Below are 12,417 nucleotides of genomic sequence, written 5' to 3' on the forward strand. Positions count from 1 at the left end.
TGGCGCCGTGGCGTCAGTCTGTGGTGGCTTTGGGGTTTTGTGTCTGCCCCCTTGAGGGGGGGGGGCGAGGTTATCCGCCACCCCCCGCTGGCATTCGGGCCCCCCCACTACCGCTTTGGCCCCTCTCCCGTACATGGGAGAGGGGTTGGGGTGAGGGCAGCCTTTCGCTTGTAACGCCCCTGCCGAGCATGGCTCGGCACTACCTGTGCCGAGCCCTCCCTTTCGCGCAGCGAAGGGGGTGAAGAAGGCCTGCTTGCGCGCCATTGGCGCGCGGCCTGATGAACGACCGAAGGCTGTGCCTTCGGGCCGGACGGGTTGGGAGGGGCGCCGTTGCCTGCTCAGTCCAGCACGCGGCAGAACACCGCCTTGAGGTAACGCGATTCCTGCACGTGGGCCATGAACGGGTGGTCCGGGCCAGCGCCGGCTACCTTCAGGATCTGGATGGTGCGGCCCGAGAAATAGGCGGCACGGCGCAGCATGTCGAGGAACTGGTCCTCGGCCACCAGGCCGGTGCAGGAGAAGGTGGCAAACAGACCGCCGGGCTTGACCACGCCCAAGGCCAGCTTGTTCATGTCCAGGTACTTCTTCAACGCGGTAATGACCTGGTCGCGGTCGCGGGTCATCTTGGCCGGGTCGAGGATCACCACGTCGTACTGGTCGCCACGGTTGGCCGCATCACGCAGCCACGGGAAGATGTCGGCCTGCACGAACTTGGGCTTGGCGTTGTTCAAACGCGCATTGCCCTTGGCGATATGGATCACGTCCTGGTCGATGTCCACGCCCAGTACCTCGGCCGCACCGCGCGCTGCGGCGTACACCGCAAAGCCACCGGTGTTGCAGCACAGGTCGAGCACGGTCTTGCCTTCGACCTGCTGGCTCAGCCACTCACGGTTCTCGCGCTGGTCGGCGAAGAAACCGGTCTTGTGCGCGCCGGCCGGGTCAGCGCGGAACTTGATGCCGTACTCGGTGATCACTGCCGGTTCGGTGGTGGTGTTGCCGTGGAAATCGAAGCTTTCCTGCTTCTGCACGTGTTCGTCGGCGAAGCTGTGGAAGCGGCAACCCGGGAACAGGTCGCGCAGGGCCTCGTAGATCCATTCGCGGTGACGGAACATGCCGGCGGCGAAGAACTCGACCACCAGCAGGTCGTCATAGCGGTCCACCACCAGGCCGGACAAGCCGTCGCCTTCGCTGTGGACAACGCGCCAGGCGTTGGAGATTGTGTCCAGCTTCAGCACGTCGCGGCGCAGCGACACCGCCTGCGCCAGCTTCTGCGCGAACCAGGCCTGGTCCACCGCTACATCCGGGTTGGTTTCCAGGATGCGCACGGCGATGCGCGAGTGGCCGTTGTAGAAGCCGCGGCCAATCCACTCGCCGTCCACGCCGACCACATCGACGATGGTGCCGGACTTCGGCTTGACGGTCGGCTTCTCGACCAGTTTCTGGAAAATCCACGGGTGGCTGGAGCGCCACGCGTTCTTCAGGCGTACGACGGGGAGTGGGGTATTCATGGGCGCTATTGTAGCCGGGCACCGCCCCCTGCCTGCAGCGTATTCATTGACTGTAATGGGCACAGGCCGCACTATTCGCCCCAGAAGGGGAGTAGCTCCCAGACGTTGTCGCCGTCAGTTCGAGTCGCATGACTCCGGTGCAACGGCAGTTCCAGCCATTGGAACTGTGAGCAAGACCTTCGCCGCATAGGCGAAGCTCTGTCCCCGGTCTCCCCGATTCCGTGTCCAGCTCTTGGCCTTTGTGGTTCCGAGTTATCCCCGTTCACGACCGGAATTTTTCCCATGATGCAGACAATTGGTAATCCTTGGCTTTGGGGCGGCTTCATCGTCGTCGTCATTGCCGCGCTGTTGATCGACCTGGTGCTGATGCGCCACGGTGGCCCGCACAAGGTCACCTTCAAGGAGGCCATTTACTGGTCGCTGGGCTGGGTGGCGCTGGCCCTGGCCTTCAACGCCGGCCTCTGGTACTACCTGCACGAGACCGCGGGCGCGGCCGTTGCCAATGAAGTGGGCCTGCAGTTCCTGACCGGCTACCTGATCGAGAAGGCGCTGGCGGTCGACAACATCTTCGTCTTCCTGCTGATCATGGGCTACTTCGCGGTGCCCGAGACCCAGCGCCAGCGCGTGCTGATCATCGGCATCCTGGGCGCGATCGTGCTGCGTACGATCATGATCTTCGCCGGTTCCGTGCTGGTTACCCAGTTCCATTGGCTGCTCTACGTGTTCGGCGCCTTCCTGCTCTACACCGGCTGGAAGATGTGGTTCGCCGCCAGCGAGGAACCCAGCCTGGACAACAACCCGGCGCTGAAGTTCATGCGCAAGCACCTGCGCATCACTCATGAGTACAGCGGCAACAACCTGGTCACCGAAAAGGATGGCGTGCGCTGGTTCACCCCGATGTTCGTGGTGCTGATCCTGATCGCGGTCACCGACGTGATCTTCGCGGTGGACTCGATCCCGGCCATCTTCGCCATCACCACCGACCCGTTCATCGTGCTGACCTCGAACGTGTTCGCGGTGCTGGGCCTGCGCGCGATGTTCTTCCTGCTGGCCGGCATGGCCGACCGTTTCCACCTGCTGCCCTACGGTCTGGCCGTCATCCTGGCCTTCATCGGTACCAAGATGCTGTTGATCGACATCTTCAAGATCCCGGTACCGGTTTCGCTGGGTGTGGTTGCCGCCGTCCTGGTGGCCACCGTGATCCTGAGTCTGAAGATTCCGCCGAAGGGCGGCCACAAGGCCTGATCCACGTGCCACCGGCGGGATTGTCCCGCCGGTGGCATGCCAGATCCCATGCGCGGCGCCCTTGGCTTTCGCCGAAGGCGCCGCAATCCCTTGATCATGGACACGCCAACCCTGCCTGACACCGGCGACACGCCGGCCACCACCGCCCGCAACGACCGCAGCCGGGTGCTGCGTGCGTTCAACATCAGCCTGGGCTTTGTCCTGCTGCTGGTGGCGATGTTCGCCCTGCAGAGCAGCGGTTGGGATTGGCGGCCCTGGGCGGTAGCGCCGCTGGAAGCCAGCGGTCTGGCCGGCCTGCTTGGCGCGCCCTTGCTGCACGGCTCGATTGAACACCTGGGCGCCAACGCGGTCGCCCTGCTTATTCTCGGTACCTTGGCTGGCAGCGTTTATCCCAAAGCCACGCTGCGTGCCTTGCCCCTGCTGTGGCTTGGTTCCGGTCTGGGCGCCTGGATGCTGGGTGATGCCGGCAGCCGCCACCTCGGCGCCAGCGGCCTGACCCACGGCCTGATGTTCCTGGTATTCGTGCTCGGCCTGCTGCGCCGCGACCGGCCGGCAATCGCCGCCAGCCTGATCGGCTTCCTGTTCTACGGCAGCATGCTGATCACCATCCTGCCGCACGAGCCGGGTGTGTCCTGGCAGTCGCATATGGGCGGAGCTGCGGCTGGCGTGATCGCCGCGCTGCTGTTCCGCAACGTCGACCCGCGCGCAGCACGCAAACGCTACAGCTGGGAAGACGAGGAAGACGCCGAGCAGCTGGCCGAAGCCGACAACGAACTCGAACCGCCCGCACCGGGCCATGTGCCGGTGCTGTGGCAGCCGCGCGAAGGCCGTGACTATGAGGTAGTGGTACCGCTGCGGCGGCAAACTCCCAGGCAGGATGACTAAGGTTGTTTCGGCAAGGACCCGTTCATTGCCACACGCAAACACCCCCAACCCGCCGCTCCCAAAATCAGAACCACCATCGAAACAGACATCAGCTGGAACAAAAAGGCGAGCCGATCATCAGCCCAGTAATAGTAGTGGACCGTGTTGTTTCGTAGTGACCCGCCGACCAGGACACCACGCATCACCCCCAGGGCCAACCCCACCCCCTTGCCGAGGCTATAGACCGCAAGCATTGCACCAAACAATGCCATTACGGCACGAATGATGGCCGGCACAGCATCGTGGCTATCTGACCCGCCGGAAGTTGCGGCCTGACTCGGTTGTGCTCCGCCAAGAACCTTGTTCCTGCGCTTGGTCCGGCGGCTTGCTACTGGCGGCTGTGATCTATCCCTATGCCGGCTCTGAGAGCCTGAGGCCGTCTGCTGCACTGGAGGCGGCAGCTCAACAACGTCGCTGGGAACGCTCAGCCCCAACTGGTCAGCAACCCGCTGCAAGAACGCCTGCGTTTTTGCCCTGCCTGGCCTTATCTGCACGGTTTCAAAACTTAGCTGGTGCTCGCTGCTGTCGTTGTTGATCAGCCACAACTGGGCCGGGAATCGCGTCGGGCCGCGGCCGCTCGATCTGCTGGCAATCACCAGACGACGAAGCTGAAGCTTCCGGCGGTCATCCAGGGCAAATACTTCAACCTTCTCAGCAGCTCCGAACATATTGCACGAGCGACGTATCGCCCGATTGCCGGGCACATCGATTTCGAGTGTTTCTCGCACCCTTGTGTACCAGCCACTGGCGAGCCCCATCACAGGCAACGCCATCAAACTCAGCAGCGGCAGCAGTGCGTCCAGCAGCCCGCCTCTCATCATTTTCCAACGAAAGTCGACGTCCCCAACCAGTAGCACGGGCAGTCCGAGCAAGAGCAGTACAACGAGCAGCAGTGCCACCCGCAGCAGCCAATTGACCGCGTGGACCCGCAGCACCGGTCCTTCTTCGTAGCGATACCCAAGCAACATGTTCCGCCCTCATCCGTGATGGGCAACGATCCGTGATGACCGTTCCGACGACGATCAGTATCTCATCGGCCACGTTCGACCACGGTCAGGGGGCAGCAAGGTTACTCCCGAAGTTTCTTTTGGCGGCAATGCTCAGATGCCATCCACCGCCCGTCGCCCCAGCGCCGGATCATCGGTGAAGAACGCATCGATGCCCGCCTGCAGATAGGCGCGGATCTCGGCCACCGAAGCGTCCGGGTTGCGTGCGTTCTCCTCGCCCTGGCGCAATGCCGGCGGCAGGAACGGGTTTTCCGGTCGGAAGCTGTAAGCCACTACCTGCAGGCCGGCCGCATGCGCGTCGCCGATCAAGGCGGTGGGCGCAGCCAACTTGCCCTGCGCGTCCAGCGGCACCAGCGCGCGCCGTTCCACACCGATCGCATCGGCATAGCTGGCGATTTCCCGCAGGCCAGCGGGAGTCATCATCTGCGCATACGTCAGGCTGCCGCCGGCCAGTGCCACGTCGGCCGGCTTTTCATCACCACTGCCCAGCAACTGCAGCAGACGGATATTGCTGTCCTTGCCGAGCTTGCCGCGGATCTGCCGCAGGTTGGCGGTCTCGAAGGACTGCAGCAGGATAGGCGCGACCTTGGTGTAGCTGTTGCCCTGCAGGGTGCTCAACAGCTTGTCTTCCATCGGCAGGCCGATGCTCTGGAAATAGCTGCCGTGCTTGATCTCCGGGGCCAGGCCGATGCCACGGTTGGCGCGCCCGGCCTGTTGCACCAGGAAGCTGATGATCTCGTCCAGGGTGGCAATGCGGAACTGGCCGTCGAAGGCGGTGCCGCGGATCTGCGGCAGGCGCTCGCGCGCATACAGCGTCTTCAGCTCGGCGACGGTGAAGTCTTCGGTGAACCAACCCTCGACCTGCTGGCCGTCGATCAGCTTGCGGGTGCGGCGGCTGGCAAACTCGGGATGGCTGGCGACATCGGTGGTCGAACCGATCTCGTTCTCGTGCCGGGCCAGCATCACCCCGTCCTTGCTCATCACCAGGTCCGGCTCGATGTAATCGGCGCCGTCGCTGATGGCCTGTGCATAAGCGGCCAGGGTGTGCTCGGGCAGCAGTGCACTGGCACCACGGTGCGCGTACACCGAAACCTGGGGATAAGTCTGCGCGGCTGAGCTGTCCATTGCCCAACAGCATGCCACGCCAACCCCCACCGCCATCAACCAGGCCCAGCTTCGCACCGTCACTACTCCAATTCGAAAACAAGGCGCGCAGCATGACGGCCGCATGTGACGTGCGGAAGAACATCGCGTCACTGATTGCGTTGCCACTCCCAGCCATCGGCACTGGCATGCAGGCGCGCGCTGATGCTGATCGCTTGCAGCAGCGCCTCGTCATGCGAGACCAGCACCAGGCTGCCCTGGTATTGGCGCAGCAGATCTTCCAGAGCCGACAGCGCATCCAGGTCCAGGTGATTGCCGGGCTCGTCCAGCAACAGCAGCTGTGCCGGTGGATCGGCATACAGCGCGCAGGCCAGGCCGGCCTTCAGCCGCTGCCCGCCACTGAGCTGGGCCGAGGGCAGCTGTACCTGGTTTGCATCCAGACCAAGCAAGGCCAACCGGCTGCGCAACTCGCCCTCGGCCATGGCCGGATTACGCAGGCGCAAGGACTCCAGCACGCTGCTGTGCTCCGGCAGCAGCTGCAGTTGCTGATCCAGCAGAGCCACTGGCACCTGCACGTTTACCTCACCAGCCAGCGCAGGCAGCTGTCCTGCCAACACCTTCAACAAGGTCGACTTGCCCAGACCGTTGCCGCCGGTGATGGCAGCGCGTTCGCCGCGCCGCAGATTGAAGTCCAGCATGCGCAACGCCGGTGCCACATGCGGCAGCTGCAGTCCGGTGGAACGCACTACCCACTCCGGTCCGCTGGTTTGCACGTTCGGGACCAGCAACACCGGGGCGGCGGCTTCGCTGTCGGCCTGCGCCTCGCGCACCGCGTCGTGCAACAGCAGCTGCCGTTGATCCAATTGCGCGCGCGCCTTGCCCAGGCTGGCTTCGGCGCGTTGCCGCTGCAGGCCGAGCAGGATCGGCGCTTGATTGGCGTTGGCGGCCTCGCGGTTGCCGCGCGCGCTGCGTTGTTCCAGCCGCTGGCGTTGTTCGCGCAGTGCCTGCTCGCCCTTGCGACGCTCGTGCCGACGTTGCTGCAGCAAAGCCTCGGCCGCTGCGCGTTCGCCAGCGCGCGCCTGTGCATAGAACGCATGGTTGCCGCCGTAGCTGCGCAGCCCCTGCGGCGACAGTTCGACGATGCGTTCCACCTGTTGCAGCAACAGGCGATCGTGGCTGACCAGGATCAGGCCCTGTTTCCTCGCCTGCAGTTGCTCGGCCAACCAATGCCGCCCGGCGTGATCGAGATGATTGCTGGGTTCGTCGAGGATCAGCCACTCCACCGGCTGCAGCAATGCACCCACCAAGGCGACGCGCATGCATTGCCCGCCACTGAGCTTATCCACAGGTGTATCCGCATCAACGCCGCACAGGCCCGCATCAGCCAAGGCCTGCTGCAGGGTTTCACACAGGCTCCATTGCTCGCCAATCGCGTCGAAATCCGCTTGCAGCGTGCTTCCTGCTTCAATCCTGCGCAATGCATCCACACGCTTATCCACAGCTGCGAGTTCGGCTACGCGCTGTCCTGTTTGTGGCCGTACCTGTTGTGCAAGGTAGTAGGCCTCACCGATGCGACGGCAGTGCCCGGCACTGGGTTGGCGCAGCCCAGCCAGTATCTGCGCGAGCACGGATTTGCCCACGCCGTTGCGCCCGACCAGACCGGTGGGCCGGTCATCGAACTGTGCGTTGAGGTTGGAGAACAGGCTGCGCCCATCGGGCGTGTGCCACGCGACGCCATCCAGCGTCACGGAATTTGAGTTTGTCATGCGGTATTCCATCGATGCCCGAAGCACCCGGCCGCCAGCGGCAGCAGGGACTGGTAGGGACCGTCATCAAGACGGTGGCATCAATGGCGCATTGGACTGACTCCGTTGGCGGGGGAATCCCGTAACAGGGCCTAGCCTAACGGTGGCAAACAGAACTGTCAGTAACTGGCGGCGCGCTCTTGGCCACGCCGCCGTAGTCGGGAAAGCCGATGCTCAGGCCTGCGCCGCACGGTGCGTGGCACACAGCTTGTTGCCGGCCGGATCACGCAGATACGCCAGATAGAGCGGACCGAACGGGCTTTGCCGCGGTCCCGGTGGGTCTTCCACGCTCATGCCGCCGTGGCCAACACCTGCCGCGTGCCAGGCTTCGACCACTTCAGGAGAGGCGCAACTGAAGCCGATGGTGCCGCCATTGGCATGCGTGGCCGGCTCGCCGTTGCGCGGATGGCCGACGATCAGCAAGGCACCGGCGTGGAGATACACCACATTGCCCTTGGGATCGACGAAGCCCGGCTTCGCGCCGAGCGTGGACAGCAGCGCGTCATAGAACGCCTTGGATGCCTCAATGTCATTTGCGCCAACCACGATGTGCGAAAACATCACCTACCTCCTGACTTTTGGGTTGTCTGGCCGCTGCCGGCCGGTGGCTCAACGCCGGCACTATTTGCCGATGCAGAAGCTCGAGAAAATCCTGCCGAGCAGGTCATCGGCGGTCATGCGGCCGGTGATTTCGCCGAGTGCGTCATGCGCGAGGCGCAGTTCCTCGGCGGCCAGTTCCAGCTGGTCGTAGTGCAGCTGGCCGTCGGCGGCATCGAGGTGTTCGCTGGCCAAGGCCAGCGCTTCGACGTGGCGCAGGCGCGCGGAGAACTCGCCCTGCATGCCCTCGCCTGCGCCGTGGCTGGCGATCTCGCGCAGGCGCGCGTGCAGCTGCTCCAGGCCTTGTCCATTGGCGGCGGACAGGGCGATGCTGTCTTCGTCCAGCTCCTGCGGCCACTGCGGGAGCAGATCGGACTTGTTGTGTATCCACAGTTGGCGGGCGGCCTGTGCGGCGGCATCGCCGATCGCTGCCCTGCCCGCTTCCGGGTCACGCGCGTCGAGCACGACAATGGCCAGGTCGGCGCGCTGCATCTCGGCGCGGGCGCGGCGCATGCCTTCGCGCTCGATGGCATCGCCGCCTTCGCGCAGACCGGCGGTGTCGACCAGTTCCAGCTCCAGGCCGTCGATGCGGATGGTCTCGCGCAAGGTGTCGCGGGTGGTGCCAGCGATATCGGTGACGATGGCCCGCTCGCTGCCAGCCAATGCATTGAGCAGCGAGCTCTTGCCGGCATTGGGCGGCCCGATCAGCACCGCATGCAGGCCATCGCGCAGCTTGCGGCCGCGTTCGGCGTCGATACGCAGCTGCGCGAGCAAGGCCTTGGCCTGCTCGATGCCTGCGCGCACCTGCGCGCCGCCCAGCGTATCCAGCGGTTCGTCGGCGAAGTCGATGGCGGCTTCAACATGGATGCGCAGCCGCACCAGTTGCTCGCCCACCTCTTCCACACGGCGCGAGAACACACCATCGAGCGAGCGCCGCGCGGCACGGGCAGCGCGCACATCGCCGGCGGCGATCAGGTCGGCGATGGCCTCGGCCTGGGCCAGGTCGAGCTTGCCGTTGAGGAAGGCCCGCTCGCTGAACTCACCGGCGCGGGCCTGGCGCGCACCCAGTTCGATGCAACGGGCCAGCAGCTGGCGCAGCACCACCGGGCTGCCGTGGCCCTGCAGTTCCACTACGTCCTCGCCGGTAAAGCTGCGCGGACCGGGAAAGTACAGGGCGATGCCGTCGTCGATGACCTCGCCTGCGGCATCGCGGAACCTGGCGTAATGGGCATGGCGCGACTTGAGCTGTGGACAACCCAATGCAACCGCAATCCGCAGTGACTGCGGGCCGGAGACACGCAGCATCCCGACACCGCCGGCAGCAGCGCCGCTGGCGATGGCAACAATGGTCTGGCCTGTGGACACGTCGCTCATGGCTTACAGCTTCTGCAATTGTGCGCGGGCCTGGGCGGCGCCGCTGCCTTGCGGCTGCAACTCCAGGTAAGTCGTATAGGCCTGCTTGGCCTTGGCCTTGTCGCCGGCATTGAAGTAGGCGTCGCCAAGATTCAGGTAGGCCACCGCGCGCGAGGGATCGATCTTCAAGGTGTTCTCCAGCCAGCGCGCAGCTTCGGCATAGCGCTGCTGGCGGTAATAGACGAAGCCGAGGTTGTTCGCCGCCTGGGCGAAATCGGGACGCAGCTTCAAGGCTTCGGTGAACTGCGCCACCGCCTCGTCGTAACGCTTTTCGCGGTACAGCTGCAGGCCGCGGTCATTGGCCTGCTGCGCGCGCTGACGATCCGAGGTCGGCACCGCTGCCGGCACCACTAGCGTGCTCTTACCACCCTGCAGATCGGCAACCGTTACGGGCGCTTCGGTCTTGCCCGCAGGCTTGGCCTCCTGCACGGCATCGACGCGGCTGTTGAGGGCGATGGCATCAGCCGAGAGCTGGCTTGTGTCGGCGTTGAGGAATTCCTGGCTGTCCGGCACCTGGAACACGAACTCGCCGCCCTGCGAACCGGGCAGGCTGCCAAAGGCCGGTGTCTGCCGCGATACCGCCGACACCGCAGGCGCCACATACGCGGCCAATTCGGTGCCGGTGATCAGGCCATCGCCATTGAGGTCGCCCTTGCCGGCCAGCGCCTGCAACAGCACCCAGGTGAATACCGAATGCCCGTTCGGGCCGCTGTCAGCGACCTGCTGGTCGGCACCGCCGGCGGTCAGCATCTGCCGCGCGCTGCGGCGAGCGTTCTCGCGCAGGAACGATGACGAACTGCCGCCGCGGGTCAGCCCCAGACCGCTGTAGCAGGCATCCATCACGAACAGCACGTGCTTGGCCTGCATGCTCTCGGCGATGTTCTGGATGTCGGTCATCGCGATGGCATCGGTGGCGAATTCGTTCGGGTCCGAGTCCACCGGAATGATGTAGCCGAGGTCGCGGCCGGAGGCGAGCTGGCGGGTCGCACCATGACCGGCGAAGAACACGAACACGCGGTCGTTCTTGCCGGTGCGCTCATCGGCCAGGCGGTCGTGGAAGGCGGCCAGGATGTTGTTGCGGGTGGCCTGCTGGTTCTTCAGCACGATCACCTGCGAGGACGGGAAGCCGAACTGGCCGGTCAGCGTATCGGCGATGGACTGCGCGTCGCGGCCGGCGTACTCGAGCTTGGGCCACTTGGCGTAGTCATCGATGCCAATGACGATCGCCCAGGATTTTTCGTAGCCGGTGGTGACCGTGGTATCGGCGACCACACCCTTGCGCGCACGGCTGACACTGAAATCACGGCCATTCCAGCCGGCGAACTGGTAACCATCGGCGATCAGCTTGTCGAGGATCTGCGGCAGCGCTTTCACCGCGCGGTCGTGGATGTCATGGAACAGGATGATGCCGCGCTGTTCCTTCTGCACCTGGTCGACCACGCGCTGCACGATGGACTCGGGCACCGGGTCGGCCCAGTCCATCGAGTCGATGTTCCACATGATGGATTTCAGGCCAGCTTCGTTGAGCAGCTGCAGGCCTTCGGCGTTGCGCGCCCCATACGGAAAGCGGAACAGCGGCGCGCGCTTGGCATCCACGCCCTTGAGCAAGGTATCGGTATCGAGCACCTGCTGGCGCAGCGCATCGCCGGTGGTGCGCGAAAGCTGCGCGTGGGTCAGGCTGTGGTTGCCGACCGCATAGCCGTGCTCCATCAGGTTGCGGCTGATGCCCGCCATCGGCCCGAGCTTGACCTTGCCATCGGCCTCGACCGCACCGAGGTTGCGGCCCACTTCAAAGAACACACCCGGCACGTCGTAGCGCTGCAGGATGGCGACAACCTCATCGGTGTACGCCTTGTGCGGGCCATCGTCGAACGTAAGCACGACGGTCTTGGCCGGCAGGTCACGACCGAAGATCTCGCGGTCGCTGTCCTGCATCGACATCGGGTAGGGCTCGATCACGCCAAAGTCGCGCAGGATGGCGTCGCGCTTGTACAGCGTGTTGAGGTGGGCGACATAGTCGTCCCATTTCTCGCGCTTGAGCTCGATGGCGCGGGTGCGCTCGAAGCGGCTGAAGATGCGGGTCAGTTCCTGGTTGTAGTTGCGCTCGATCTCGTCGAGCGCGTCCAGGTCTTCGCCGATGCGCTGGTGCAGCTTTACGGCCGGCAGCGAGGAATCCGCACCGACGCGCTGATGCAGTTCGCGCAGTATTTCGCGGAAGGCCAGACGATCTGCGTCGTAGAGCTCGGGCGAGGATTCGATGTAGTCCAGCACCGTGCCCAGGGTAGCGAAGCGCTGCGGATTCGGGTCACGCAGCAAGGCGTCGAACTGCGCGGCGATGGCCTGACGCTGCTCCAGGCCGTCATGGAACAGCTGTTGGCCGATGCGGCTGGAGGTCTGGCGGTCGGCCGGCGATTGCTGCGCCTCGTCGGCCAGCAACACAACGATGCGGCGGTGTCCGTCCAACTGTTTCTGCAAAGCGGTCAACAGCGGTGCAGCCGCTGGATTGGCGGCGGCGGCGGCCTGCGCGCTGGCCTGGGTTGGCGTCGCGGTACCGGCCTCGTCCTTTTTCGAACAACCGGCGACCGTCAACGCGGCAAGCAACACGGCAGGCAGGATCAGGCGGCGCAACGGCGAACGGGGCATGGCGGGCTCAGGGAAAGGGTGCAGCAGATGTGGTGATTCTAACGCCACAGGCAAAAACCAAGCTCGCGGCACTGACTGGCTGTTTGTGGGAGCGGTGTAAGCCGCGAAGCTGGTCTTGCCTGGACACTGGGAAGCTGTGCGGTCTGATGATGTATCGGCTTCGCGGCTTAC

General features: G+C 64.7%; 9 protein-coding genes. 2 read left to right on the top strand and 7 right to left on the bottom strand.

Annotated features, from left to right (window positions below):
- Positions 1-338 precede the first annotated feature (338 nt).
- Positions 339-1,508, bottom strand: coding sequence for a class I SAM-dependent rRNA methyltransferase (locus AC1VWL_RS13500; RefSeq protein WP_482987034.1), 1,170 nt, complete (start codon positions 1,506-1,508; stop codon positions 339-341).
- Positions 1,509-1,793: 285 nt separating this feature from the next.
- Here AC1VWL_RS13500 and AC1VWL_RS13505 point away from each other — a divergent pair, with 285 nt between their 5' ends.
- Together AC1VWL_RS13505 and AC1VWL_RS13510 are read left to right on the top strand one after the other, a co-directional pair.
- Positions 1,794-2,753, top strand: coding sequence for a TerC family protein (locus tag AC1VWL_RS13505; RefSeq protein WP_296247417.1), 960 nt, complete (start codon positions 1,794-1,796; stop codon positions 2,751-2,753).
- Between the two features lie 96 nt (positions 2,754-2,849).
- Complete coding sequence (locus tag AC1VWL_RS13510) at positions 2,850-3,638, top strand: rhomboid family intramembrane serine protease (protein ID WP_482987035.1); 789 nt, start codon at positions 2,850-2,852, stop codon at positions 3,636-3,638.
- Here the strand turns inward: AC1VWL_RS13510 and AC1VWL_RS13515 are convergent.
- From AC1VWL_RS13515 to AC1VWL_RS13540, 6 genes are all read right to left on the bottom strand, one after another.
- The gene (locus AC1VWL_RS13515; RefSeq protein WP_482987036.1) at positions 3,635-4,645 is read right to left on the bottom strand and encodes a hypothetical protein; all 1,011 of its coding nucleotides are present in this window, start codon (positions 4,643-4,645) and stop codon (positions 3,635-3,637) included. The genes AC1VWL_RS13510 and AC1VWL_RS13515 overlap by 4 nt on opposite strands.
- Positions 4,646-4,777: 132 nt before the next feature.
- A complete protein-coding gene (locus AC1VWL_RS13520; protein ID WP_482987037.1) occupies positions 4,778-5,809 on the bottom strand; it encodes a glycerophosphodiester phosphodiesterase in 1,032 nt (343 codons plus the stop codon).
- 128 nt (positions 5,810-5,937) lie between these two features.
- Positions 5,938-7,554 carry an ATP-binding cassette domain-containing protein gene (locus AC1VWL_RS13525; protein ID WP_482987038.1) on the bottom strand — a complete coding sequence of 539 codons (1,617 nt, stop codon included), beginning with the start codon at positions 7,552-7,554 and terminating at the stop codon, positions 5,938-5,940.
- 213 nt (positions 7,555-7,767) lie between these two features.
- Positions 7,768-8,154 (bottom strand): VOC family protein, encoded by a 387-nt coding sequence (locus AC1VWL_RS13530; RefSeq protein WP_481508244.1) that lies wholly within the window; start codon positions 8,152-8,154, stop codon positions 7,768-7,770.
- A gap of 60 nt (positions 8,155-8,214) precedes the next feature.
- Positions 8,215-9,564 (bottom strand): tRNA uridine-5-carboxymethylaminomethyl(34) synthesis GTPase MnmE, encoded by a 1,350-nt coding sequence (gene mnmE, locus AC1VWL_RS13535; RefSeq protein WP_482987039.1) that lies wholly within the window; start codon positions 9,562-9,564, stop codon positions 8,215-8,217.
- A gap of 3 nt (positions 9,565-9,567) precedes the next feature.
- Positions 9,568-12,246, bottom strand: a complete 2,679-nt coding sequence (locus tag AC1VWL_RS13540) for a polysaccharide deacetylase family protein (protein WP_482987040.1) — start codon at positions 12,244-12,246, stop codon at positions 9,568-9,570.
- Positions 12,247-12,417 lie beyond the last annotated feature (171 nt).

This window comes from Stenotrophomonas sp. STEN063, from assembly GCF_056854515.1.